Here is a 24574-nt window from a genome sequence, read left to right on the forward strand (position 1 = left end):
TGTTCTCCTTATTTAATTCTGAATATTCTGATTTTATTGGTGTTTGCGTACTCTTTATAGAGCTTGGGATAGTCATCCTTAAAGTCGGATGTGCTGAACCTTCTCCGATTTGATGACTTCCATGTGGCAAGTCGCTGGTTATTTCCATCCAGAAGGGTTTCCGTATCACCCATAAACTCTTTGAGGTCGTGCTCGTACGAGCTTTTAAGATCTTTGAGCTGAGAGATGCGCTCCCGGACATTCTTAAGAGCGTTGTAACTCCGTCGGATGCTATCGGTCGCCTGTTTAGAGCTGTCAGGTTCGGAGTCTGGGTAGGCTATTTTGAGATCCTCCGAGGACTCCATTGGTGGGGCAATGTCTCCCTCGACGTGTTTGACCCACCAGCTGGAAAGCTTCTGGTTCATCTCAGCGATCATGCTGTCGTCTCTGAGTATTAATAAGGGCGGTGGGTATGTGGCAGAGTCCCTGAAAAACAGTTGTAAATAGCAGTAATCAAGATTAAGCACGTTTAAATAATGCATCACTTGGCACTGGTATTCAGTTGGTACGTCATCCCAATCTGCTAAGACAGGTATACGGCTTTGCAGCGTACACTTGATCTCAAGTATACCTCGTTTTGAATGTTTCTGATTTGGTTCGATAATACCATCCACGTTAGCGGACAGCATTCCCAGCTCTGGGTCAGAATGAATAAACATCTGATCGGGCTCGGTGACCTCAAAGCCGGTGCGCCTGGAAAACTCGGTGCGCACCTGACCCTCCCACTGTCGTCCGAACTTCATCACCGGGTTATCAGCATCGAATGAGAACCGACCCGTCTTTTCGAGCCACAGCATGTATGGCGACTTCCATTTGCTCATTCCTAAAGCGACTGCAGCGTCCGACCCGCCCAGAAATGACGTTCTAAGATCCCGCCATTGCTCGTAGGTCTTCTCGGATACATCTATAGTATTCGCATTCATAGCATTTTGTTTAGGCTTAGGATTCTAATTTAGGTACAGCCGTCGGGTAAGCTCATGGAGGGTGCTGTGGCGCTTGATCACATCTTGCGGCGGGCTGCTCTTAAGAGCTTCGGTAGCCGCGTTATAACCACTCCACAGCGACTCGGAGGCAAACTCCTCATGGGACGGCTCCCATATTTCCCGGTAGGCCTTCGAAGACTGGGTAGGTGATAGCACGCCCTCACCGGTAAGGATGCCAAGGTACTCGAACTTCTCTTGGCGCTGCATCGGGACTTGCTTCATCTTCTTCACATCGTCGCTTAGTTTGGTGAACTGATGCTGGCTTTTGTAGATAGCTGTAACAATCTGATCATGCAGCTCTTGGTTCATGGAATTCCCGGTATGTTTTCGCATGACTTTGATATCCCCCGCAAACATGAGGTTATCACAGACAATAACCGAGGACCCTGTTACCAGGCCAGCACTCATAGAGCGGTCGTAAGAATTTCTGATTCCGAGAGCGACCTTTACATCACTATGTTGCTCCGATGAATTCCGGTACGTCATTACGCCAAACATGCGCTTCCCTTCATTGCTTAATGCATAATGATCTCCATCGAACTGGTAGCCTTTCAGCAGATCAGATGCGATGGTTAACGTGTTGAGCGCGAAATCGTAATGATTTAGTGGGGTGTAGGTGTCGGTTTTAGGCGGCTCTTCAACGGCCAGTAGCTCTTCGAGACTGCACTGCTGAGATCCGCATTGGGTTAGTAGTCCATTCATAGTATTCTCCTTTTTTAGTTGTTAGAAATTAGGTATAGCACTGCCATTGGAGTCGAAAAAGGGGCAAATGCTAAGATAGATTGGTCGTGCCTTTAAAAAGGCATAAAAACAGAAAAAGACCGCCTATTAAGAGCGATCTTTGGTTTCTTGGTCGGGATTCTCTCCAAAAACGATCACGTTTATGGCCGTTTCTAGAAATGTTATCCCAGCTCGGATTAAGTCTTTCATGATTTCTTACCTCCGGTGACGATAATGACGATCACCTTTATGATTAGCTTTTTTAGCATTGGTATAAGTCAGATTAGGATTGGGTTGTTTGAAACAAAGGCTGCTTATAGCCTGCTTCAATATTCTTATACCAATAAATGGGAGATTCTGAGACAGGCTAAGTTAGATATCGCACATACAATATAATTGATAATATGGCCGCTAATACAAGTTGATGGGAATGTTCCATATCATCGAAATGATTTTGCTCTCTTTTTATAGCTGCTTTTATCCTTCCAGTAGCTGCTTTCAACAAATCAAAGTCATTGTATTGTTTAAGATGTCCTTGTTCAAGTAGGTAATCATATTCTGTCTCTATTATTTCATTTTTTACAAATTCTACCCATTCGCCTTTAAGTTTAAATAGCCTTTCATTGCTTTGTTTCTGGACCTTCTTTATAACCCTGTCTTCATATTCGTGATAATTATCGGGTGGATTAATACGATTCAAATGAGCTAATAACTCATTCAGCTCCTCCGTAAAACTATTTTCTTCTGGAATATACTGGCTATTCTTGCTATCCCAAGTTAGTTCCCAATGCGGGTGGATATGAGAAAGTGGTTTTAAGGCTAAAAGGTCTAGGTATGTACTTTCCCCGAAAAATGCATGCGCATCAATCTTTTCTTTTGATTCTTTTTCCAAAACAATGAATGAAATTAATTGTGAGCCAAAATTGTAGCAAATATTACTTAAAAACTCAGAAAAATAAAAAGGCCCCCAACATTTCACTGGGAGCCTTTTTGCTAATTGGGATTAATTTTTCTTTCGATAGTAATCGGCAGTTGCCCATCCGATCGTTTCTGTAACAGAGACAGCGGTAATGCCATTTACAGCATTACCAGGTCCAGGTATGTACTTAGTAGCTTGACCAGCCATTTCTCTGCCTAGAACAGTAGCTATTTGGGATTCAAATAACGCCATAGCTGCAGATTTATCAATTGATACCCCAAATTCCCCAGCAATTTCGATAATCATCTGGATCTGTAAAGCTCCCAATATGAATCGGTCACCTGGAACTGGGGCGGTAACTAAACCTACTGTGCCTGTTTCCGCAGCCGTTCCATGGATTATGTATGCGAGTCTGGTTTCTCTATCGTTGAAGAAGTGTTTTATATTATTGATTAGCATGTAAGCCTCACTTTTATGACGAAACGAGGTGGGATTTCTCAAAGAGAAACGGTTTCATCTGAAAATAGATATACCCGTAACGTCGGTTATTGTTTCGTCAGAATTATGTAGGAATTACCTGGTTGTTGGTAATTGGTAACCCCCGCTATTCTAACTGTTAAACCGGATATATCTACTTATTGATAGGAGGGAGCACTTTATTATAAAGCGTGTCACTATCAAACCTAGAAAGAGGGTTTTAAGATGAGCAGAGCTGCTTTTATAGCAGATTAGTATGGAAAAAATATGAAAAGAATGGCTTTATTTCAATTTAGTAGCCCTAATTCATAAATCAGAGAGGGATAGTAACTCGTAAGCTTGTCGGATTTATATAAAGTGGAAGGATAGCAGCCCGCTTGCATAGCGGGCTGCTTATTTTGTAGAACATTTATTTACCTCTAAAATAAGGCAAGATAGCTGTCGGTCGTTATCCAGATATCTATCTCAGATCGAGTGTGAAGCCACTGTTAGCTTGGCTGGTTGTTGGTAAGGAATCTTGGAATTAGTATTTGCAGATTTATTTTTCAGAGTATGGACAACCTACATCATTCAAAAAAGGATTGTCTGATTGATATTTTCCTTTTTGAAGGAGTTGTATTAAATCCTACATAAGACGCTCTATGGTTTCTGGTTCGACCGAAAATTCTTTAGCAACGTATCTAATAGCTTCCGACCACGAATTACCGTGATTATGGAGTGGCGACCACTTGTTTAATATCTGGTCTTCAACTTGGTGTACTACCTCATGCCATAGTTCCACTCTCCAGACTGGCCATTCCATTGGATGCAATTTGTTCCATTCTTTAGGGGGGAAGGAAGGTTCTCGAAGCGATGATGTGCCCTCGCCTGTCAAAGGGAGAATAAGCTTATCCGGACTATAGCCCGCTGTTGCGTTATTTTTCGATGTACTGAGATCTGTTTTCTCATTCGAATCCTCTTTATACTCATATACGTCTAGTGGGACTGGCTTTAGATCCAGCTTATTGCAGAGGTTTTGGTACTCTTGCATAATAAATTTGTATTTAGACATCACTTACGAATTGACTTAGTTTCAGTACAACAACCTTGTTCAAAATGATTTTAATCTACTTCGTGTCTACAATTATCTAGGTGTAATAAGTTTTGAATAATCTTGGTTCCTTAAAGCATCAATAAGAGTTGGATTATTTGAAATATAATATTCTTTTTGCATCTCGTAATCCCCCTCAATTGTGACTCGTAAAGCAATATTTGATAATTTTCTAGCATACTCTGAGCTTGATTTTTTTAATGAATAGTCTCGAACAAATTTGGAAGAATTATAAGGCAAGGAAAACTTAAGTGAACCATGATCACTTAAGTCTTTTCTTCTTGGATGAATCGTTACTGTTGCATGATCATATCCCATAATTTGAAACTTTTTTAGATTAATTTTCTAATTACTCTAACGGTCCTCACTAAGATGCGCACGGAGTAAAGCTTATCTTTATTAGATAATGAACGAGAGGCTAAAAAGCCAAAAGTCGGCCAACCTAAGCGAGTTATGCCAACTTACTTTAGTTAGTCATTTAGAATCATCTTTATATAATCTTTGCCTAAGGAAAACGATTTACTCTTTTGGGAAATATCATTGTCAGATAAAAATTGATGAATTTGATTAATCATCAATTCTACAGTTTTAAGAGAATTTTCTGCGGCCTCAATAGTAAGACCTAAACCGTTGGGATCATTATCCTTAATATTCTCAAGAGTTAATTTTTCATCTCGTTTATGGTGCACTAATGCATTTCGGAATTTCAATAATTGAATAAAATTCTGAAATGGTTGTCTCCCTGTTTCGAATGTATTTTGGGCAATTTCTTGTGGTAGATCTGTCCACTTATCTTTTATTTTTTTCCAGACGAAAGTTTCAAAATCACTTTCTGATAATACTTGTTGTGCAATTTCATTAATGTGGGCTTCCAAAGACGTTACTGATGAAATGTGTACTAAGGCGACGTGTTCAATATATTTTTCAAGATTTTCTCTAAATATTTTCTCAGATTCTTTGATCTTTGATAGTTCCTCTTGATCTGCTACAACTGCTATATCAATTTCATCACCCCAGTCATTGCGAACAAATTCCTCATACCAGTCTGAGGAATTTAATTTATCAAGTTCAGAATCAACTTTTTTCTTAGCAGTGTAGGCATTTTCTAAATTTTCAGAAGCAGCACGATAAAATAGTTCATCTACTCCCATCCAAAATCTTGTGTCTGGCGATATATCCATGATGAATTAAGTTGGTTTAACTGTCCAGGGCTTAAGGTGCAGGCGCCAATTTGTTAAAATTGTTTACAAATGAAAGAGTAAATATAAAAAGAGAGGTTGGCAAGAATTGGCGAGGCCTATCCGTTTAATGCGCTAATTAGGTTAGTTTGCTAATTCGATACATTTAAAAGAGGCTCCATTATCTATTGATAGATAAACGTTAGCAAAATTACCGATATCAAACTTTATTTGTTCAATGCCTTCAATGTATTTCTCTAAATTCATTTCTCTTTGTGGATCACATAATAATAACCACCAATCATTCTTTTTTAGCTCTTCACTACTATATTTTTTTGACTTAGATGAGATTTTGCTATTAATCCTTTCTTCAAGTTTATCAATTTTCCAATCATCAGATTTGTAGATTCTATTAGGATTGATAAACCACTCAAATTGCTCTGAATCTTGTAATCCTAAGCTATTTAACTTTGCAAATATTTCATCATCTTCATTTCGAATAAATAATGATTCCGTATCTCCTGTTAAAAAATCATCAATTTGCTCTTGAATAGTCTGTTTAACATGGTCATAAATTTTACTTTGAGAAGCTCGGGTAGAGAAATCTGGAATGGTAATTTCTGATGAACCTAAATCAGCAAATTCATTGCCGGGAAATAAATAAAAAACCACTCTTTTATTAGGCAGTTCTTCTCTTAATTCAAAGAATACTTTATCTATAGATTCCTTAATAGTTTTTAAAAAACTATTTCTCTTAATTATTTCATCGAAGACTAGAGTCGTTATTTCTAAACATATAGTATCCTCATCAATTTTTATGAAGTAATCGGGTGGATCATCCTCGTTTCTATGTAATTCAATATCATCTCTTTCCTTTTTTTCTGAAATGAAATCTAAAAAATTGAAAGCTGGACCGTGTTCATAAATATAATCAGGATCCTCTCGTCTCTTTTTTGCTAATTCAAATAACTTTTGGAAGTCTTCTGGATCCATAATAATGAAATTAACCTAACGAAATTGTGCTTAACCGGTGCACAGATTAATGAGAATTCAATTTTCAGTTTACTATCTGGAACTCAGAAAACAAAACGAGCTGGAAATAAGCAATATACGTCCGCTTAATGCCCTTCTTATGTCGCTGAATATTAGAGTTTCTAAATTTTAGCTTATTTAATTGCTAAGGATGGTCATGTCAGTTATATTTGTTCACGTGACCAACATTATCCCACCGGTTCAATTATAAAATGATACTATTATGTCAGAAGATTATGAAATTTACCACGCGTCTCATCGTGGCTATTTAAAATTAGGAAATGAAGAGAGTTATGTTGAAATACCCTGTGCAGTTCTTGAAAATGAAAAGCGAATAATTTCGCAAACAGGATTGTTTGACGCGTTTGATAGACCTAGAAAAGGAGAAAAAAGACTTGAAGGGTTACCATCAATAATTGGAGCTAAAAATCTGCTCCAATTTGTAGATGAAGAAGTACGAGAAAAATCTAAACCTATTCATTACTATCATACAAATGGAACGACTGCAGTTGGTTATGATGCAGAATTAATTCCGCTAGTATGTGAACTTTATTTAAAAGCTGACGAGGCGGGCGTTGCGGTAGCTTCCCAAGAAAGTATAATAGAACATGCGCGTATTCTCGTAAGATCTTTGGCCAAGGTCGGTATAACAGCCTTGATTGATGAAGCTACAGGTTATCAATACGACAGAGAAAAGGATGAGCTTCAAAAACTTTTATCCAAATATATAGCAGAGGATTTTTTAAAATGGCAAAGTAGATTTCCCAGAAAGTTTTACAAAGAGGCTTTCAGATTACATGATTGGGAATATGATCCAATGTCTTTAAAAAGACCAGGTTATCTTGGGAAATTTACTAATAAATACGTTTACGAGCAGATGCCACCAGGAGTACTTGAAGAACTAAGAAAAAGAAATCCAACTAATGAAAAGGGAAGAAGAGCAAGAAAGCATCATCAGCACTTATCACCAGAAATTGGGGTACAACACTTAGAGCGACATCTTACAAAATTAATAACTGTGATGGAGCTATCCGATAACGTCAATCAATTTGAGTCAAATTTTCAAAGAGTATTTGAAAACAATCATCAACTTACTCTTGAACTTGATTAAAAGCGGCCTAACGACATTGCGCTTAACCGGCGCACGAATTAGTGTGAATGCGATTGCAGTTTACCAGTTGGTGGCCGGAAAATAAAACGGGTAGAGGCCAGGCACCTCGAAGCCTTGCGCGTAGGGGGTGTGAGGCACGTCCGGGTTGAAGCGCTGGTTATACTTACCAACTTACTTGGAAAGCTGTTCTTTCCGATATTCTTCTGGAGTTATTCCGACTTTGATATAAAATAAGGTTGAGAATTCTTCGGGATCTTTGTATCCAATCTCGTTTGCTATTTCAGCAATTGGTATTTCCTTACATTCAGGATTAGATAGAATTCGTTTTGATGCTTCAATTCTATGATGATTAATATAGTCGGTGGGAGTTTTACCAACTGCATCTTTGAACTGTTTAACAAATTCGTCATTCTCATCTAACCTTCCACTGGAAAACCGATTTGTAAAATCCATAGTGTTTGGATGCATTATTTATTGAAGCGGTAAGTAAAACGACCTTGCGTATAAGGTGCAGACGCCAACGTGTTAAATTTTTACAGTTGATAAACTAACAATAAAGCTGACAAGATAGCGAGGCTTGCCAGCTTATTTTTTGATTATAGAGTCTTTATAGCGATTCAATACATACCTCCCCGTCTATAATTTCAGCTTCTAATATCCTTATGTGACTGAGTTCATCAGGTATGGATTTCATCAAGTCATCTTTCTGTTTTTTAGGCATTTTAGCACCAATTATTAAACAGTTGTAGGAACTAGCAGGGACTTCAACTATTCTATCTTCTTTAGACATAGTTGAAGAAGAAAATATGTGCGTTCTATACTCTTTCTCGAACTCCCACTTCTCAAGTTTTTTAAATACTTGTAAATAGTGTTGCTCTTTATATGAATAGAATGGGTGAATTTGTGGTAGCTCTTTTACATAATCGACTACTCCACCACCACCGAGTGATTTAAATAAAGATTTAGAATTGAAACCTAAACAAAATCCTCTATGATAATTTGAATATTTTTCCCACATCTGAGAATTTCGAGGCTCAGCAGTTAAACTCAATATCCCGATACGCTCATCATATTCTTCAAACTTTTTTTCTTGCATCTTTTTTAGCTTTGCAGGGGCTCTTAATGGAGATTTATCAAAGTGTTTCTTAGCCCATTTAATATGTTCACTATTTGAAAAATTTGAATTTATTGATTGAGAATCAGACAAATATTTTTGAAAAATATCTTCATCAGTTAGTAAGTCATATCTAATTTTATTTTTGCAATCTAAAGGATCTTCAAAAGAGGTAGGAGCAGCAAAGTAAACTTGCTTCTCTGTCAGAATAGTTTTGTGGTAAATATTATCCCAACTTCTATACTTGTATAATATTTGAGGTATTGAATCGAGATCATCAATCGTTTTAATGCCAACGTTTTTAGTCATTATTGACTACCAATTAATTAGGTAATGAAACGCATAGTATTACATTTCATAAACCGATTCTATTAATTTATCAACATCTTGGTATTCCATTAATTCAGCTACCAATTTAAAAGAGGTCTCTATTATTTTTTCTTCTGAATCTAACAATTTCGCTAACTCTTTTGCCTCATCATATTCGTCTAAAGCTAATGAATTTAAAATTCCTCTTACGATTGGTTTTACAGCATCTGATTCTTTATCAATGACGTTATTGTATTCCAATTTTGAAAAAGGTCCAGGAATTAAATAGGCGAGAGCATTTTCAAAATTAACGGTTACTTCTCCCTTTTCTTCTAATAGTGAATCTTTGATTAAAGATAGATCTAATGCTTGGGTCACAGCTTTAGCTAAAAATAAAGACCCAGCCTTGGCACCTAAAGAGCCTAGTTCGTTACATTTCTTGGGGGAAGTTCTATAACGTGCACAGTAGCTTGAATGATGTTTTACAAATTCCAATTTTAAAAGTTCGTCAAGCAATATTTCTTCTTCCAACATTAATTCAAGACAATAGTAACCATTAAAATAATGGGTATCATTTTCTTGATTATACCACCAAGGCCCATTCTTTAATTTTGGTTTATATGCTTTTAGGTTAGGTTTTTCCTCATTTGTAATTAAGAATCTACAAGCTGGAATATCATAATCAATAGATTCAATCCAGTATATATTTTTTCCATCTATAAGTTCATCAATATTAAATTCAAAACTTACATTGCCATATCTATAACCAATACCCCATTCATTTGGGGATAGCCAACAAACTTTCGTTCTTGTAGATCTTAGTTTTGATTTATCTGTAATTAGTCTCGGTTTAATTTTATGATCTTGGATAATATTTATCGCAGTCGAGATATGGCATACATGTCTTACATTTGAAAAGGGCTTACAACTTTGGTTAAAACGTGTACGTGTAGGTTTACCCACTTTAAATTTCTCAAATTCACTCATAAGTACTATAAATTATAATACAACCCAGTCTTATTTTATAATTAATAGTAGCCAAGTATTGTAATCATAATATTACTAAATGACCAGTAAGGGATTGAAACCCATAAACTTATGGTATAATCCATATGTAATTTAATAGCTTTTAAAAAGATAACATTTATGCATAATGAAATTTATTTGTAAGGATTTACACTCTTGCTTATGAAATGTATTTAGAGTGTTTATTTCTGACTATAACCGGATGATTACCCGCTACCTTCAAAGGGGACTATCTGAGGAGCAGGCTTTTAAGTTGTTGAGGTATATGGTTTTACATCCGGAGGTGCTGGAGAGGCTGCAGACCTACTACTTTTGCTGAACGATGTATAGCTAATAAGTTCCTGTAACCAGGGATTCCTTTTCCTCTTTAGAATATTGCTTGATCTCATGCTCACGTTTGCAAGCCTCGGAGCGATTAGGATGCTGCTCAACAAACACTACAGCTCTAGGCTTTTGAGCCTGAAGATATTTGGCGCCGTTACCCTGTCGATGCTGGTGCCAGCGTCGGATCACATGGTTTGTGGAACCGGTATACAGGCTTCCATCGGTGCAACGGATTATATAGACGAACCATGTTTTCATATAAATGTAAAAGATCAGCTAATAATTATTTAGATAATAAAGAAGTAGTGGAGCCTACTAATATTAAAGTTATCTGGGATTAATATGGTTATTTCTCAGATGTTCTTCTATTCCATCCCTATGGAATGCAACAACTTTCTTTACGAAAAAGATGATTACTTTTAAAAATCGTCGCAAGTAATTTTATTGAGTTTTATATTTCGTATTTAGGAAGATCTCTTAGTTTTTCCTCAGCAATATTTTTAATTCTGGCCAAAAGTTCTCTGTATTCAACAGTTGGTAGTAGAACGTGACGGACGTCTAGGGAACCATATATCAAATATTCGACAGGTTTCTCTAGTATTTTTGATAACCCAGCTATTTCAATATAGGAGGGAGGGCGTACATCGTCTTTTTTCCACCGACTAAGATATTGTGGAGGTATACCAACCTTATCAAACACTTCTGACACGGTATATTGAGAGTCCTGTATTTCTTCTTTTAAAAGATCAGCAAATTCGTCAAGCTCTAATGGTACTCGATTTTTTTCAATTTCTTTTGCTTTGATCATTTCAATTTATTTTAAGCTATCACAAGTGTTGGTTATTCCATTGAGGTACAGGCCATATCTCATTATGTATTTTAATCTTTCTTGGATGTTTACTTTGGACTGATGTTTAAGTCAGATCTAAGCAAGTTACTCAAATTGTTCTTTCCTTCACGAACAGGCATTTTCTTTGATTTATACAGCACATTAAATAAACAGATATCTTTTTAGAAACGAAGCAGGTTTAACTTATCTAATAGTTAAAAAATTTGTTGATAACATGGTACACAATTTAATATTAGTTAATAATAATGCCAAATTTACCTTGCTATGAATAAAATAATCAACTTAAGTGTAATTAAAGGGGGTTAATTCAAAGATTAATTGTGGATAACTTACCCATTTTGTGGAAAAGTATTTGGGGTTTTTACTTGACCCCAATTATAGGCCCCTTATATTGTTAAGTGATCAAAAGAAAAGCCCGTTCGATGCTGGAACATCAAACGGGCTTATAAAAAACTCCTTTGGTAAGGAAAGTAACTTGGGAACTAGCGCCCCAAGTGTTTTTTGACTAGCGCTCGCAAAAGTATTAAGCCTGCTAACGCCTTTTGTCTATTGGCAATTATAAACAGGCTTGTGCTTTGTTGCAACAACAAACTTGTAAAATGTTTGGAGGTCCAATCATGGAAGATTCCAAAGATTCTGAGCATGAGCCTGGAAAGAAACTCATCTTTCGGGCTTATTACGTGCATCCAGAAACTGGAGAAAAGATTTATCCAAAGAATGGAAATGTTTTTCCCATTTGGGTAGACGAATAATAAGCTAACAAATAGTAATAGACCCTCCCGCTGGTTCGGGAGGGCTTATTACTCTATTAAAATTTATAATTGCCAGAAATGTCATGGATTTAAGAGAATATCAAATAAAATCAAAGGATACGGATCAGAGACCCGGTTCTGATAAACTTATCAACTTTTTAATACCCATCTTGGGATTAGTAGGAGAGATGGGGTCAACAATATCAGAATTTAAAAAAAGGTTGAGGGATGGTAAATCATACCGTGAGTTTAAACCACATCTTGAAGAAGAACTTGGAGATGTATTGTGGTATTTGTCCAATATCGCGACGAAAATGGATATCGATCTTGAGAGTATTGCACAGAAAAATATTGAGAAAACACAAAATCGGTGGAAGCTTAATGGAGGGGCTAGTTACGGCCTATTTGATGAAGATTTTCCATCAGATGAACAGCTACCCAGACAGTTTGAATTAGAGTTTAAGGAGACTATAAATGGTGGTGACACAAAAGTAGAAGTCTACCTTGATGGTAAACAGGTTGGAAATCCCCTCACTGACAATTCACATGAGGATGATGGATACCGATTTCATGATATCTTTCACTATGGTTTTGCCGCATATCTTGGTTGGTCTCCAGTATTAAGAAAATTACTTAAGGTAAAGAGAAAAAGTGATCCCCAAGTTGATGAAGTGGAGGATGGGGCAAGGGCAGCAATTATTGAGGAGGCAATTTCTTCTTATATCTATCCCTTTGCAAAAGAGACGAACTTTTTTGAAGACGTTGAAACCGTTGACTATGAAATATTGAAAACAATCCAACGCCTAGTAGAGCCTTTTGAAGTAGGACAAAGAACTTTAAAAGAGTGGGAGTATGCTATTTTAGAGTCTTACAAAATATATCGCTACCTCCGAAAAAATAATGGAGGAAAACTCCATGTAAATCTGAAAGAACGATGCATCAATATAATTTGACTTGTTTACTTTAACTAATCATATAACATTATGGATAAGACAAAAAATGTATTCATAAGTCATCACAGCAAGGATGAAGAAAATATAAGTAAGCTCAAAAAGCTATTAAGAAAACAAGGCTATCAGATAAAGAATAGTTCTATAGATAGTTCTAAGCCTAATCAAGCAACAAACAAAAAGTACATTAGACGGTTGTTAAGAATGCGTATACAGTGGGCCGGTACTTTCATTTGCCTTGTTGGCCCGGAAACACACAACCGTGATTGGGTTAATTGGGAAATAGACCAAGCTCACAAAAAAGATAAGCAAATAGTCGGTGTTTATTTGCACGGAGGTACTGAAAATGATGTCCCAGAAGGTATTAACCTATATGGTGATAGTTTGGTGCCTTGGCGATCTGAAAAAATTGTTGATGCTATTGAAGATAATCTAACAGGAGAAGAAAATTGGTGTGATCCGGAAGGAAATCCAAGAGAACCCGTTAATACAATTACACATTTAAATTGTTAATGAGATTTAAGACATACATAGTAGCCCGCGATTATGGATTTGCTCCAAACCCATTCGGGAGATACTGTACTTTAGCCTGTTGTAAGCAGAGAATTCGAAGAAACCTGAATGTTGGTGATTGGATTTTTGGAACCGGCTCTAAGCAGAAAAATGCTGAGGGCAAGCTTATATTTGCAATGAATGTTACGGAGAGAATGACATATCAAGAATATTGGGAAGATCCACGATTTGAATATAAAAAACCTATAATGAATGGCAGCTTAGTTCAAATGTATGGTGACAATATCTACCATAAAGATGACAATGAAAATTGGACACAAGAAAATTCTCATCACAGCTATGAAGATGGAACTGTGAACGGATATAACTTAGAAAGAGACCTAAGTGGCGATTATGTATTGATTTCTGAAAATTTTTATTACTTCGGGAACAGTGCCATTGATATTCCGGAGAATTACCAAGATGAAATGTGTGTATCTGGTCAGGGACATAAGAATGTAGACCAAGAAATTGCGCTCAAATTTCTAAGTTGGCTTTCAGATAATTATGAGCCTGGTAGACATGATGACCCCTCATTATTCACGGGTACTTTCGAAAGGTATGATGGGATAAGCTAAATAATTTTTCAATACTATGAGCTATAGAAACAAAACTTACGTGGTATTTGACGGCGATAATGATATGTGGGCCTACTCCTATATGAAAGGGTGGAAAAGTAATGATAACATTGATTTTGATTTTCATGATGCTCATGATATTGGGGCTCTAACAAGACGAGCTCAAAATGAGAGTTACATAAAATCTGAACTCAGGAAAAGATTTAAAACCGCTAAACAGATTCTTGTTTTAATTGGCAAGAAAACAAAGAATCTATACCGGTTTGTGAGATGGGAATTAGAAATGGCTCAGGATCTAGACTTGCCCATCATAGCTGTTAACTTAAATGGGAAAAGGGGGCAAGACGAGGCACTTGTACCACCGATCATTAGAGATGAATATGTGGTTCACATTCCCTTTAAAATGGAAATTATTAAATACGCTTTAAATAACTTTCCGGGAGAATATCATAGGAGACAATCATCTGATTCTGGTCCCCGATATTATAATGATTCTGTCTATCGCAAATTAGGTCTTTAATATGCAAAATCAAGACTATCCAGCTTTATTCCAGGCAGCAGATACTGGTTCAAAGCGTACCCAATGGTATCATCATTTAACCGTCAAAGGCTATTTAGGCTGTTTAATTATTGGAGCATGTTTCTCTTTTTATGGGATAAATAATTCCACTCTAGCAATAGTAGCAGCAGTTGTGTTTTTCATTGCTCTAGCCTTATCAATTTTAATCACTACTAAGAATTTTGAAAATAGCTGGTATAATTGTCGGGCTTTGGCAGAATCCATTAAGACAAGTACATGGAAGTATATGATGAGGGCTGAACCATATGAGGATTGTGATGATGTACAAATAGTAAAAAGCGAGTTTAGAAACTTACTGAAGGGTTTATTAAAAGAGAACAGAGAACTTTCATCTGATTTTGCGGGAGAGGTTAGTGATAAGGAGCAAGTTACTGAATTTATGAATACAGTCCGGAACATGGATTTGAATGATAGAAAAGATTTTTATTTAACTCATCGAATTGATGAACAACGGACTTGGTATACCAAAAAATCGAAAGAGAACAGTGATAAAAAAGCATTATGGTTTGGTCTTTTAATCCTCTTCAATTTCTTAGCTCTTATATTGGTAATCCTACGAATAAAATTGCCCCATTTGCCATACTTCCCAGTGGAGATTTTAGTAGTAATATCGGGAGCCTGTTTGACTTGGATGCAAGTAAAAAAGTTTCAAGAGTTATCCTCTGCATATTCACTCACGGCTCATGAAATTGGTACAGTAAGAGGAGAAATCGAGAATGTAGATACTGAGGAAGAGTTTTCGGACTTTGTTAATGATTCAGAAAATGCTTTTTCACGTGAGCATACACAATGGCTGGCTAAAAGGATTCATTAAAATTTTCTTTAGTAGGCAACTTTTAATTTTTTAAAATATAAAAATTTGAGTTTTCAGAGGTAGGGGGTGGTTTATATAAAGGGGGATCGTTTCTAAGGATGGAAATTTTAATTACGATTACTTGCGGACCCTACTTCGAACCTTGGGGGTGCAATAGGGGACCCATTTTCGGAAGATTGATTTTAAAGTACACCACCGGGGGTACCCCTTAATAAAAAACGCCCCAGCCTATTATGGCTGAGGCGCTCTGATTTCGGGCATTGCCAGATAGCAAGCCACAGTAGTTTTAGGGCATTTACCCTTTCGTAACTCCCAGAAGTATTTTGATCGCTTCCAGTAAATACGTAGCCAGCTGTTCTTCGAAATAGGCAAAGGATTTGTCCACTTTCCGCAGGTGACGGTCTTCAAAGTCATTGCTCCGATCAATGATTGCCTTCACCTCCGCAAGAGAACAAGCATTTTTGAGCTGCTGGTTTCAGGACAACCATTCCCGCAGTTCCCTGCAGTAGGTAAACGGTCCATCGTATTCTTTTATTCACGCTAAAAATAGTTTTTCAGTGTATCGTTCTAGTTCTTTCTTATTACTCATTGTTATTTTTCTTTTCGTTTGAATTTAAATTGCAGTTGGTAAAGTCAAGGGTCTTGTAATGCTCGGTGCTTACCGTACCATTAAGGACGCCTTTGAGGATCGCCGGTGCTTTCTCAGCTGGCCTTTTTCACTCGTGTTTATGCGCTAAATAGCGGATCACATACGGTGAGGTATCCAACTTTCCGGCGGTTCGGTACATCCCACATTCTGTTCAGATCTCTTTGATCCTTTTCAGTCCATACTCTTCGATCAGCCGGTGGCTTTCCGAATAACTGGTATCGCGGGGTTTTCTGTTATTGGGATAATTGTGTGTTCTGCTCTTACTCATAGTTGTATTATTTAAGGTTACTGTTTTAGTGAATTAAATGATCTATATATAATAATCAGATTTTTTCGTCGGCTGTTGTCGGTCACCCTGCCACAGGTTATATATAAGGTGAGGGGTAGGTGGCTTATTTTGCAATATTATTTATTATAGTGTTTACAACAGTGTTATTTTTATTTCAATGTTCTCTTATAGGCCTCACCACCCTACACCTATTAAGATAGTTTACTGTTCGTCAAGGACTTACAGGGTTAAGGGTACCTCAAGAAAGGCTACCCCGAGCCGGATCCTTCCTCACCTTCATCGTGATTTGATGCCCTAAAGGTAGATTCAAACGAATCTTTCTTATGAACCAGATAATACTTGGAGCCCTGACTTTTAACCGATTGGTACCCGTGTTTTGAGAGCGCTTGCCCCAAGCGTGTAACAGCCCGATGCGAGCTGCTGGGTAATCCCCCGCCGTGTAGCTTTTCAAGGATTTGGGTGGCCGTATATCGTTTGGCCTGCTGGTCACTTTTTTCAGCCTTTTCGAAATGCTCCAAGAGTAACTCTTCCTCAACCGACTGGGTTTCAAACTGCTTGTTGTGGCGGTTGATTTGCTGGATTTCATTCCCGTCAAACCAATACTTGAACCCTTTCTTGTATAGATGCAGTGCTTGAGAATACACCTTGGTCATATCGATATTGTGCTGGTAGTTGATATCACTGACACGGTGAATCAGGAAGCGCCTCGACCCCGTGGGATCATGCAGCATGGTACCCTGATTGATAGAGCCGCAAAGGCTCGAAAACCGAGTAAGCTTGTCGGCATATCTGGCGTAGGGTCGCCGGACGCGTATTTCACTTTTGGTAATGAGTTCTTTGAGGGCGCCTTCCTTGTATTTGGTAAGGGTTTCTAGCTCATCAAGCTGGCAGATGATTGTCTCAGATAATTGTATGACAGAGTCTTTATTGTTTGGATTGAGATTGCCCGAGAAAACGTAGTCGGTAAGTTCATCCGGTGCTAGTCCGAGTAGAAACGTACTCTTTCCTATTCCTTGTCCTCCTTGGAGTATAAGCACCGTTTGGTTGACAACCTCTTGTTCCTTTACGCTGGCAACTAACGCTACCAGCCACTTGCGCAGGCACCATTTCCAATACTGCTGATCTTTCGCCTTTACCTGCTCGGCCAACTTATTGATGTGGTCGGTACCGTCTCACTTGGGCAACCCTTCGAAATATTCGTGGAAGGGATGGTATTTTTCCACAAAATCAGATTGCAAGAGGCTCTGCAGACGTCGTTGGCTGATCTTGGCCCCACGATTTCGCATATCTCGAAGCACGCTGTTGAACTGATAGTCATCCATCAGCTTCCAGTCTCCATCTACCTTCACTTCGGTGCGGTTGGTCACCACATTGAAACGAAAATCGTAGAAATAGTTTAGAAATCCCTCGTGTTCGTCGCTGCTCGTAATCGGTTTGTTCTCAAAGGCCTTGCGGATGGTCATTTCCCCATAGGTCGTCCCATCTGAGCGGTGTTTTTCGTCCCATTTCGAGCGCATAAGCGCCGATTGTCGGTAAATTTGATCGGTAAGCTCGGCATCGAACTTGGTTCACTTTGCAAGGAGGCTAATATATCCCAATTCGGCCCGGGATTTGTCGCCAGCGTAGCGCGTCAGGTCGCCATGATCGTGCAATGCGCTAAAAAGGGGCCCGTCGTCGCTCTCTTTGATCTGTGAGAGTAGATAATCGTGTTTAGGACTGGAAACAGCCCGTTTTCGGCTCGAAGATCCTCCAGTAGTCGTTGGAATCTCCAGTTCTTGGATATTTACCGTCCGAATAGGCTTCGAATCCCCATAAATATCGCCGGTCATCGTAAAATACCGCACTGAATCGTAGATTTCGATACATTTGAAGCCCACATGCTCCATGGAGATCTTATTGGGGAAGTCATCTGCTAATATTCCTTTTACAAAGATGTGCAGGCCGTTCCCGCTGACTGATTTTTCGGTATAGGAGTCCGCCCACTCGACAATTTCGGCGGCAGCTGGCAGCAACTGACCACCGCTAAAACAATCATCGAGGTCAATACCAATAAACGGGTCATCTTTGGTAAACATATACCCGATACCACTGATATTAGAATGTGTACCCACTGTTAGAGCCTGTAACGCCTCCTGAAAGGAACTTCAAGTGGAGGGATCATTGGATCTGGCCGGGCGGCCATTGGGTTGGAGGGGGATTTTATTGTCGCTATGACATACTCACTGATCTCGTCCGGTGAGTCCGGAGTTTATATTTTGAAAGTTACTATTCATTTTATTGAGATTAATTTATCAATTTATTTGACACTGGGATTAATTCATCCCTGTTCTTACTTAATACATTGCGTGATCTGGAGTGATTTGTCAAATATTTCTTACAACTGTTAAAAATGGCTTTATTAGTTATAAAGTTTTATATCATAAAATAAAGCCCTTTAAGTGTTATAAAACAGGTATTTAGTAATAATAAATAGATTTAGTAAAAAGTTTGATAAAATTATTTTATTCGCTAATTGTGTTGATACTTAATTTTGAAGCTCCTCAATCAGTGTGATAGGAATAAGATAGAGGCTTTCATTATTTTGGGTCGTCGTGGCGTATTGACTATCTCTTCGTATGCCAAAACAATTTTCAATTAACTCGTTAAATTTTCCCTTTCTTCGTAGTACCTCATAATCCTCTTCAAAATCCTTTTTTAAGTCGAATTCCCAGAGTTTTTTGGTGATATATTTGAAATGGACTGTATCCTTATCATCCGGGTCATGTTCTTTAAAAAATGCTTTCAGTATATCTCGTATTGCGTCAAGCAGTTGACTCTGATTAGCAGCTTCTTCATACCAACAGACATCAAGGCCTTCCAAAATATTTCTTTTTACGTTGAGTTCGTCAACAAGCTGGGCAACTGTTAATAGTGGTTTGGCTAGCTGCAGTTTACGATTGTCAAGCTTGATATTACTGACCGGTAATCGAATATCGGTAGGCATATTGGCAACCGCATCAAACAGGGTGGAGGTATTGGTGAGTCCAAAAGCGAAGCAGGAAAGTTGAATCAGGCGAATATCCTCAGCGATCTGATTGTCAAACTCAATGAATTGGTCCTTTGGAATACTTTTGGGCTTTTCAAGAGTCTTAATCTGAATGGATCGTGATTTCAAGGTATCAATAAAAATATCTCCAGTACCACCGAAGGCTTTAGGAGAATAGGTGTTAAGAATGACATTGTCATTCTTGGATCGTTTTTCGTAGGAACCCTTATAGTGATAGCCTCCATTAAGAAACCGGGAGAGATCATCTTCGGATTTCCTTTTTGAAGAGTAATCTTCAAATTCATCAATACACAGTGTAGAACTATGGTAATGGACCTGGTGAATAAGAGAGGAGGGGGTGGCTTTCGTCAAATGTTTGCCGTTGAACGATAGTTGTGAAAGGATTTCTAGGATCGTTGTTTTTCCCGTGCCCCGTTTCCCCATAAAGTGCAGATATGGATAGGCTTGAAATAACTTAAACACATAACTACCAATCAGCCACGCAGTGAGAATGTCAAAAACCTGGCGATGCTCAAAATACAGAAATCGCCTAATGAACGACCGAACGAATGGATATAACGAAGAGGGTTCCAAGAGTTCTTCTCGCTTTATATGGTCAACCATATCTTGGTCTAATCGACTTTGCACAGGAGTGCTATGTGAAGGCGTTAAGCTTTCCAACACATATAGGTGCCGATTCTTCATGGTTCTAATAGGATTAGAAAGGATCGTTCGAGTGCCACCATAGCTATAGATTAGCGAGCCCCTTTTAACATCTTGGGCTGGATTAAATGAGAGTTGCCCATATTCTTTGCGATTATCATTGTAATTTCTTCTACTTGGGACATCACTCGCTTCGAGCTTGGTTATATTCTTTCGAAGTTCTTCCAACAGCTTCTCCGGGGTATGCTCACTGAGCCATATGGCAATAGATGTATTGGAAAAAACATTGTAGAGGTTCGATTTATAAAGCGGTATATCCTCCGTTAATAAAACGCTTGCAAAGGGATAAATGGAGAAACTGAAATTCTTCCCAAAGTTACGCAGGCAGAATATGATTTCTTTATCAGACAATAGGGAGGGGTAACCATAGTAGCTTACTTCATCTTCGGAAGGTAAGGGAATGGCACATATCCTATGAGATTGAAGAAAGTCTGCTATTAGGGGATTTTCTACGATCAACACAGTCTCGGATTCAGTGAACATCTGCACTGGAAGTCGAAAAACGCCACGGTGCTGCCATTTTAATCCATGAGCCTGAAGATTGTAATCCCTAATAGCTACCTCCGCTCCCGTGTTGCTTAAACTAAAATATCGGAGCGTATTCAGATGGGGAAGGGCTTTTATCTTTATATTTTTTGGCTGGTAGGAGAAAGGAAACTGTCTGGATAATGCCTGAATATCATCAGTCGATTGACCTGAGTCTTCTACATTTTGCTGAAATGCACCAAAGTAGTCCCCTTCGAAATTGAAGGCCACTTTTTGTCCACTGGATGCGATGTTATAGAGTTCACCATACAACTCCTCAATTGTGATCGACTCATTATCAAGGTTTAGTTCAAAACTGTTATTAACCGATAATGATCGACTTTCCCCACGCCAGTCCTGAATAGTTATCGATATCGGGAAGTTGTCATTGTGCACATCCCTAATGGGGAAATTAGGTATATTTTGCTCAAGAATTAGCAGTTCGTGACGCTGAAGTTTTACTGATTGGAAATTAATCATGATTCAGTAGGTGAAGGGCTTAAGATGTTTTTAAATAGGTTTTGATCTGCTTTGTCTCCGTCAGCAGTATGGAATACAAGGTGCCGCTTGATGCTATTTATATAATCAGAAATCTCAGCTTGCGTTCTTTTTTGTTGGTATAGTAAATTGGCTAAAGAGTCAATTTGTGTTTCGGTAAGTTGATGGGGGATTTCTTCAAGCTGCTGCTTAAGCTGTTTCTTGATATTCGGTAATTCTGGACGTTCTACCTCAATGTTCGTTCCAAACCGACCTGGACGAAGCAAGGCTGGATCAATCATATCCTTTCGATTGGTTGCTGCCACAAAGATGATATTTTCATTGTCAGCGCTATCCCCAAACTGAGTAAGTAGCGTATTGATGCTATCTGACGCATGACTGGATTCTGCAGAATTCCTAGTTTGGGCGATACTATCAATTTCATCAATGAAAACTAGGATAGGTCTGAACAATCGAGCATTTTCAAAAAGCTTGTTTATATTTTTCACCGTTTCACCAATCCACTGAGATTTGTTTTCACCGGCATTAACGACTTTAAACAGGATATTCAGTTCGTTAGCCACGGCATTGGCAATACTGGTTTTACCCGTTCCGGGAGGTCCATATAATAGAAACGCTTGGTTGGGTTTCACCTCAATATCGGTTCGAAACCGTTCGGGATGAAACATGAGTTCAGCTTCAGCACAAATCTGATCCACAAATCCTTCGGATCCTGGTAGATCTTCCTTCTTTACGGAAGGCCGTTCGATGTTCATTTCAGTTTCACAAAGCGGGGTAACAGCTTGTAAAGCATTTAATAGATCTTCTTTTATCATGGGGAGAGAAGAAGTATTTGTTTCTTGCTTTCGAGCCCGGGCCTTTTGATATGTTTTTGTCTTTTCTACCAGTGTATTTAAATCTGAACCAACGTAACCAATAGTCTTCCTTGCAATGTCTTTCACAAACCCTTCAGTTATCGAACTGCTATCGACAGAATACTTATTAAGTTTCGTTCGTAATATTGCTGCTCTGCCTGTTTCATCGGGAGGACCAATGCCGATTTTCGTATCAAATCGACCGGATCTAGTAACGGCTGTATCTAATGATGAGAGGTAATTTGTTGCTGCGAATACCAAAACATTTGGGGGACGATTTTTGGGATCTAATAACTGCAGCAGGACATTTACATTTTCTCTATCATGGGCATGATTCATCTCCGAGCGATGCCCCGCAAAAGCGTCAAGCTCATCCAAAAATATGATTGCACCACCTTTAGCTTTTGCAGCTTTATCGAAGCGTGCTTTTAAATTCTTACCGAACTGATGAGCCCACTTAGATGCCAGATCTCCTATTTGAATTGAATCAAAATACACTCCGAGATCTTCTGCTATGGAAGTAGCTATCTCAGTTTTACCGCAACCTGGCGGTCCATAAAGAAGTACTCCGCCCATCGGGTCGGGGTTTGACTCTTCACCATTTAAGATATCAAGGAAAGGATATACAACCTCATTTTTTAAGCGCTGTATAGTGTCATCGACCCCCTTTACTTTGTGAAGGTTTTTAAACGTTAGTTCCCGTTTTTCGCCTGTAGTAATATCTTCTATAGATTCTTCCCGGTTTTCATCGTCCAGGTAATATTGTTCTGCGTCTGGACCGTTCCCAAACTTCAGAAGGGTTTGTTCCGTAATGATCGCCTGAGAACGATCATTATCAATTGATAATACCTTGCAAATATTACCACCATTACGGATATAGTGTCCTTTAAATATTACACTTTTATCTTTTATCCGTTCTGTGAGGGGAGGTAGTGAATCGCTCTCATCTTCATCAAGGACTTTAAACTGGACTTTCTTTGCAAAAGAAGGCTCGATTAGTTTACATAGTGCAGAGGAGGAGGAAAAATTGTAAGCTTCTTTCCATTCCTCCGGCAATACGACAACTGATCGGTCATGGTATTTAGCAGGGGCGGGGATTATCCTTCCAATTACTGATAGCTTATCATTAGGTCTTTGTATGCTGATAACTTTTTGATACTGGGTTTTAAACTCCAAGACAATTTTGGGCGGTAGCGCAATACCTCCCTCAATATAGTTGTCAAACTCGACAGGTAGAGAAAACTCCTTGGCTACGTTTTCTTGATTCATAGAAAATATGGGCTTAACTAAAACTATTTGCGAGGAATAGGTGAGCAATGTCCTCTATTAGTCGCAATGCAGATGATTTTTTAGCGACTTGTATATATTGAGAGAGGGCTTATATTGCAAGAAATGAATACAAGATTCTAAATACTTGAAGTAAATGTCTGAAGAGAACGATGAGAATAACATTTTAAACCGCCTTAGACAGGCTAAACAATCATTCCATAAGGCAACTTATGGCGAGGTTGAAGAGCATAAAGTTGGAAGTCCGAAATATTTTGCCGCACTTCATGGGGTCTTGTTGGGCATATCTGATCAAAAGCTAGTTGAGGCTTTAAGCAAGTTTGGAGACCATATAAGAACAATGGGAGAAGGGGAGTATAACCCTGAACAAGGAATGCAACTAATTAGATGCTATGCAGAGCTAAATGACGAACTAGAAATAATGTTAGTTCCTGAAGTCCAAAAACGATTCAGAAATATCCTGAAAAAAGATGTCGAGTTTATTCGGATGAAGGACTCAGACAACGGTGACTTGAACGAAATTGCCGATAGAACAAGAATGGCATCTGAAAAGCAAAAACCAATGTTGGGTTCTCTGGATGAACAAGAACAGCTTGTCAATTATTACCTTAGCAAACTTCTTGATTATCGGCTATCTACATTACCAGAAGAAGCAGCGTGGGATTTTGTAGCACAATCCATTCTTGACCATTCTACGACAAAACCTTAGAAACCCACGCACGACTAACTCCAAATTTTCGGGCAATTTCAGATTGGTTCTTGACTTTTCCGGAGTCCAATAATTCCTCATATATTTTACGTTGTTCAGCTCGGCTTTTCCGTTTCTTTTTCTTCCTCTTTTTGGGCTTTGACTTAACATTTTTCTCTGTTAACCTATGGTTCGCATTATTCAAAAATGGCTGGATATTTAGTAATTTTGAGGTGTTAACTTCGTACCTAATTCCCCTTCGACCCTTGTTAACGACTCTGATAGGCCATTTTACGGAAAAAATAGTTCGCAGGTCGTTAACTGTCACGGAGCTTTAAAAATTAGAAGGACTAATTGGCCAAAAGCCGATTAGTCCTTTTTCTTTTTTAAGATTGCTCCGCCAGAGCAATCCGCTGTTATTCCGATGGTTGTAGGGACGTAGGTTTTACAAATGCGTTCGGATAATCAGGTTTTAGCTTCTTGTTAGCCATAGATTCCACTTCAATAGTACCCGTCTTATCTCGATTCGTATTAGAGGTAACTCTTTTGCACTAATGTTTTGATGTGATCTTCCCGATCATCAGGATCCCCATCTGGCTAACGATCTTGTTTAGTTAATCCCAGCATTTTCTTTTTGG

25 protein-coding genes and 2 pseudogenes are annotated in these 24574 nt (G+C 38.4%); 8 read left to right on the plus strand and 19 right to left on the minus strand.

The genetic code is table 11. The annotated features are described in order from the left end of the window. Nucleotides 1–8: 8 nt before the first annotated feature. The 8 genes from LX73_RS00775 to LX73_RS00810 form a co-directional block, all read right to left on the minus strand. Nucleotides 9–962: a YqaJ viral recombinase family nuclease gene (locus tag LX73_RS00775; RefSeq protein WP_148897557.1), complete on the minus strand. Its 954-nt coding sequence runs from the start codon at nucleotides 960–962 to the stop codon at nucleotides 9–11. A gap of 24 nt (nucleotides 963–986) precedes the next feature. After that, a complete protein-coding gene (locus tag LX73_RS00780; RefSeq protein WP_148897558.1) occupies nucleotides 987–1724 on the minus strand; it encodes a DUF932 domain-containing protein in 738 nt (245 codons plus the stop codon). A gap of 385 nt (nucleotides 1725–2109) precedes the next feature. Further along, nucleotides 2110–2634 carry a hypothetical protein gene (locus tag LX73_RS00785; RefSeq protein WP_148897559.1) on the minus strand — a complete coding sequence of 175 codons (525 nt, stop codon included), beginning with the start codon at nucleotides 2632–2634 and terminating at the stop codon, nucleotides 2110–2112. A gap of 111 nt (nucleotides 2635–2745) precedes the next feature. Next, nucleotides 2746–3162 (minus strand): hypothetical protein, encoded by a 417-nt coding sequence (locus LX73_RS00790; protein ID WP_148897560.1) that lies wholly within the window; start codon nucleotides 3160–3162, stop codon nucleotides 2746–2748. A 601-nt stretch (nucleotides 3163–3763) separates the two neighbouring features. Further along, nucleotides 3764–4168, minus strand: a complete 405-nt coding sequence (locus tag LX73_RS00795) for a hypothetical protein (protein ID WP_170245539.1) — start codon at nucleotides 4166–4168, stop codon at nucleotides 3764–3766. Nucleotides 4169–4261: 93 nt separating this feature from the next. After that, complete coding sequence (locus tag LX73_RS00800; protein ID WP_148897562.1) at nucleotides 4262–4546, minus strand: hypothetical protein; 285 nt, start codon at nucleotides 4544–4546, stop codon at nucleotides 4262–4264. 152 nt (nucleotides 4547–4698) lie between these two features. Continuing rightward, on the minus strand, nucleotides 4699–5409 hold the full coding sequence (locus LX73_RS00805) for a hypothetical protein (RefSeq protein WP_148897563.1): 711 nt from the start codon (nucleotides 5407–5409) through the stop codon (nucleotides 4699–4701). 141 nt (nucleotides 5410–5550) lie between these two features. Beyond that, nucleotides 5551–6399 carry a hypothetical protein gene (locus LX73_RS00810; RefSeq protein ID WP_148897564.1) on the minus strand — a complete coding sequence of 283 codons (849 nt, stop codon included), beginning with the start codon at nucleotides 6397–6399 and terminating at the stop codon, nucleotides 5551–5553. A gap of 262 nt (nucleotides 6400–6661) precedes the next feature. Here LX73_RS00810 and LX73_RS00815 point away from each other — a divergent pair, with 262 nt between their 5' ends. Then, nucleotides 6662–7549, plus strand: coding sequence for a P63C domain-containing protein (locus tag LX73_RS00815; protein WP_148897565.1), 888 nt, complete (start codon nucleotides 6662–6664; stop codon nucleotides 7547–7549). A gap of 171 nt (nucleotides 7550–7720) precedes the next feature. Here LX73_RS00815 and LX73_RS00820 read toward each other — a convergent pair whose 3' ends face one another. The 5 genes from LX73_RS00820 to LX73_RS00840 all read right to left on the minus strand — a co-directional run bounded on the left by LX73_RS00820 (nucleotide 7721) and on the right by LX73_RS00840 (nucleotide 11130). Further along, the gene (locus tag LX73_RS00820; RefSeq protein WP_170245540.1) at nucleotides 7721–8002 is read right to left on the minus strand and encodes a helix-turn-helix domain-containing protein; all 282 of its coding nucleotides are present in this window, start codon (nucleotides 8000–8002) and stop codon (nucleotides 7721–7723) included. 154 nt (nucleotides 8003–8156) lie between these two features. Beyond that, the gene (locus LX73_RS00825; RefSeq protein ID WP_148897567.1) at nucleotides 8157–8972 is read right to left on the minus strand and encodes a DUF2971 domain-containing protein; all 816 of its coding nucleotides are present in this window, start codon (nucleotides 8970–8972) and stop codon (nucleotides 8157–8159) included. Nucleotides 8973–9011: 39 nt separating this feature from the next. Further along, entirely contained in the window at nucleotides 9012–9959 is a 948-nt protein-coding gene (locus LX73_RS00830; RefSeq protein WP_148897568.1) for a hypothetical protein, read from the minus strand. Between the two features lie 369 nt (nucleotides 9960–10328). Further along, complete coding sequence (locus LX73_RS00835) at nucleotides 10329–10580, minus strand: GIY-YIG nuclease family protein (RefSeq protein ID WP_148897569.1); 252 nt, start codon at nucleotides 10578–10580, stop codon at nucleotides 10329–10331. Nucleotides 10581–10773: 193 nt separating this feature from the next. Next, nucleotides 10774–11130, minus strand: a complete 357-nt coding sequence (locus LX73_RS00840) for a helix-turn-helix domain-containing protein (protein WP_148897570.1) — start codon at nucleotides 11128–11130, stop codon at nucleotides 10774–10776. A 641-nt stretch (nucleotides 11131–11771) separates the two neighbouring features. Here LX73_RS00840 and LX73_RS12870 point away from each other — a divergent pair. The 6 genes from LX73_RS12870 to LX73_RS00865 all read left to right on the plus strand — a co-directional run bounded on the left by LX73_RS12870 (nucleotide 11772) and on the right by LX73_RS00865 (nucleotide 15398). Beyond that, nucleotides 11772–11924, plus strand: a complete 153-nt coding sequence (locus LX73_RS12870; RefSeq protein WP_170245541.1) for a hypothetical protein — start codon at nucleotides 11772–11774, stop codon at nucleotides 11922–11924. A gap of 83 nt (nucleotides 11925–12007) precedes the next feature. Continuing rightward, the gene (locus tag LX73_RS00845; RefSeq protein ID WP_148897571.1) at nucleotides 12008–12877 is read left to right on the plus strand and encodes a nucleoside triphosphate pyrophosphohydrolase family protein; all 870 of its coding nucleotides are present in this window, start codon (nucleotides 12008–12010) and stop codon (nucleotides 12875–12877) included. A 30-nt stretch (nucleotides 12878–12907) separates the two neighbouring features. Continuing rightward, nucleotides 12908–13387 carry a TIR domain-containing protein gene (locus tag LX73_RS00850; protein WP_148897572.1) on the plus strand — a complete coding sequence of 160 codons (480 nt, stop codon included), beginning with the start codon at nucleotides 12908–12910 and terminating at the stop codon, nucleotides 13385–13387. After that, nucleotides 13387–14004, plus strand: coding sequence for an Nmad2 family putative nucleotide modification protein (locus tag LX73_RS00855; RefSeq protein ID WP_148897573.1), 618 nt, complete (start codon nucleotides 13387–13389; stop codon nucleotides 14002–14004). The genes LX73_RS00850 and LX73_RS00855 overlap by 1 nt, the downstream gene beginning before the upstream one ends. Before the next feature lie 16 nt (nucleotides 14005–14020). Continuing rightward, nucleotides 14021–14524 carry a TIR domain-containing protein gene (locus LX73_RS00860; protein ID WP_148897574.1) on the plus strand — a complete coding sequence of 168 codons (504 nt, stop codon included), beginning with the start codon at nucleotides 14021–14023 and terminating at the stop codon, nucleotides 14522–14524. 1 nt (nucleotide 14525) lies between these two features. Further along, the gene (locus LX73_RS00865) at nucleotides 14526–15398 is read left to right on the plus strand and encodes a DUF4231 domain-containing protein (protein ID WP_148897575.1); all 873 of its coding nucleotides are present in this window, start codon (nucleotides 14526–14528) and stop codon (nucleotides 15396–15398) included. Between the two features lie 295 nt (nucleotides 15399–15693). Here LX73_RS00865 and LX73_RS12875 read toward each other — a convergent pair whose 3' ends face one another. The 6 genes and pseudogenes from LX73_RS12875 to LX73_RS00890 form a co-directional block, all read right to left on the minus strand. Continuing rightward, nucleotides 15694–15837: a hypothetical protein gene (locus LX73_RS12875; protein ID WP_170245542.1), complete on the minus strand. Its 144-nt coding sequence runs from the start codon at nucleotides 15835–15837 to the stop codon at nucleotides 15694–15696. 747 nt (nucleotides 15838–16584) lie between these two features. Further along, nucleotides 16585–17496, minus strand: a pseudogene (locus LX73_RS00870) (VapE domain-containing protein); the annotation flags it as partial. Between the two features lie 12 nt (nucleotides 17497–17508). After that, nucleotides 17509–17889: pseudogene (locus tag LX73_RS00875) on the minus strand (phage NrS-1 polymerase family protein); the annotation flags it as partial. Between the two features lie 15 nt (nucleotides 17890–17904). Continuing rightward, nucleotides 17905–18447, minus strand: coding sequence for a hypothetical protein (locus LX73_RS00880; RefSeq protein WP_148897578.1), 543 nt, complete (start codon nucleotides 18445–18447; stop codon nucleotides 17905–17907). Nucleotides 18448–18860: 413 nt separating this feature from the next. After that, a complete protein-coding gene (locus tag LX73_RS00885; RefSeq protein WP_148897579.1) occupies nucleotides 18861–21089 on the minus strand; it encodes a HindVP family restriction endonuclease in 2229 nt (742 codons plus the stop codon). After that, nucleotides 21086–23230 carry an AAA family ATPase gene (locus tag LX73_RS00890; RefSeq protein ID WP_148897580.1) on the minus strand — a complete coding sequence of 715 codons (2145 nt, stop codon included), beginning with the start codon at nucleotides 23228–23230 and terminating at the stop codon, nucleotides 21086–21088. The genes LX73_RS00885 and LX73_RS00890 overlap by 4 nt, the downstream gene beginning before the upstream one ends. A gap of 154 nt (nucleotides 23231–23384) precedes the next feature. On the opposite strand from LX73_RS00890, the gene LX73_RS00895 reads away from it, so the two are divergent. Then, complete coding sequence (locus tag LX73_RS00895; RefSeq protein ID WP_148897581.1) at nucleotides 23385–23957, plus strand: hypothetical protein; 573 nt, start codon at nucleotides 23385–23387, stop codon at nucleotides 23955–23957. Nucleotides 23958–24574: the final 617 nt, after the last annotated feature.

Source organism: Fodinibius salinus, from assembly GCF_008124865.1.
In the GTDB taxonomy this organism is placed as follows: Bacteria; Bacteroidota; Rhodothermia; order Balneolales; family Balneolaceae; genus Fodinibius; species Fodinibius salinus.

What these genes read in the sequence shown, in the direction of transcription:
- LX73_RS00810 (WP_148897564.1), bottom strand. Translation starts at nt 6,399, where the DNA reads ATGGATCCAGAAGACTTCCAAAAGTTATTTGAATTAGCAAAAAAGAGA.
- LX73_RS00850 (WP_148897572.1), top strand. Translation starts at nt 12,908, where the DNA reads ATGGATAAGACAAAAAATGTATTCATAAGTCATCACAGCAAGGATGAA.
- LX73_RS00815 (WP_148897565.1), top strand. Translation starts at nt 6,662, where the DNA reads ATGTCAGAAGATTATGAAATTTACCACGCGTCTCATCGTGGCTATTTA.
- LX73_RS00890 (WP_148897580.1), bottom strand. Translation starts at nt 23,230, where the DNA reads ATGAATCAAGAAAACGTAGCCAAGGAGTTTTCTCTACCTGTCGAGTTT.
- LX73_RS00825 (WP_148897567.1), bottom strand. Translation starts at nt 8,972, where the DNA reads ATGACTAAAAACGTTGGCATTAAAACGATTGATGATCTCGATTCAATA.
- LX73_RS12870 (WP_170245541.1), top strand. Translation starts at nt 11,772, where the DNA reads ATGTTTGGAGGTCCAATCATGGAAGATTCCAAAGATTCTGAGCATGAG.
- LX73_RS00845 (WP_148897571.1), top strand. Translation starts at nt 12,008, where the DNA reads ATGGATTTAAGAGAATATCAAATAAAATCAAAGGATACGGATCAGAGA.
- LX73_RS00895 (WP_148897581.1), top strand. Translation starts at nt 23,385, where the DNA reads ATGTCTGAAGAGAACGATGAGAATAACATTTTAAACCGCCTTAGACAG.
- LX73_RS00795 (WP_170245539.1), bottom strand. Translation starts at nt 4,168, where the DNA reads ATGCAAGAGTACCAAAACCTCTGCAATAAGCTGGATCTAAAGCCAGTC.
- LX73_RS00775 (WP_148897557.1), bottom strand. Translation starts at nt 962, where the DNA reads ATGAATGCGAATACTATAGATGTATCCGAGAAGACCTACGAGCAATGG.
- LX73_RS00830 (WP_148897568.1), bottom strand. Translation starts at nt 9,959, where the DNA reads ATGAGTGAATTTGAGAAATTTAAAGTGGGTAAACCTACACGTACACGT.
- LX73_RS00855 (WP_148897573.1), top strand. Translation starts at nt 13,387, where the DNA reads ATGAGATTTAAGACATACATAGTAGCCCGCGATTATGGATTTGCTCCA.
- LX73_RS00840 (WP_148897570.1), bottom strand. Translation starts at nt 11,130, where the DNA reads ATGATCAAAGCAAAAGAAATTGAAAAAAATCGAGTACCATTAGAGCTT.
- LX73_RS00865 (WP_148897575.1), top strand. Translation starts at nt 14,526, where the DNA reads ATGCAAAATCAAGACTATCCAGCTTTATTCCAGGCAGCAGATACTGGT.
- LX73_RS00885 (WP_148897579.1), bottom strand. Translation starts at nt 21,089, where the DNA reads ATGATTAATTTCCAATCAGTAAAACTTCAGCGTCACGAACTGCTAATT.
- LX73_RS00820 (WP_170245540.1), bottom strand. Translation starts at nt 8,002, where the DNA reads ATGGATTTTACAAATCGGTTTTCCAGTGGAAGGTTAGATGAGAATGAC.
- LX73_RS00835 (WP_148897569.1), bottom strand. Translation starts at nt 10,580, where the DNA reads ATGAAAACATGGTTCGTCTATATAATCCGTTGCACCGATGGAAGCCTG.
- LX73_RS00805 (WP_148897563.1), bottom strand. Translation starts at nt 5,409, where the DNA reads ATGGATATATCGCCAGACACAAGATTTTGGATGGGAGTAGATGAACTA.
- LX73_RS00780 (WP_148897558.1), bottom strand. Translation starts at nt 1,724, where the DNA reads ATGAATGGACTACTAACCCAATGCGGATCTCAGCAGTGCAGTCTCGAA.
- LX73_RS00860 (WP_148897574.1), top strand. Translation starts at nt 14,021, where the DNA reads ATGAGCTATAGAAACAAAACTTACGTGGTATTTGACGGCGATAATGAT.
- LX73_RS00800 (WP_148897562.1), bottom strand. Translation starts at nt 4,546, where the DNA reads ATGGGATATGATCATGCAACAGTAACGATTCATCCAAGAAGAAAAGAC.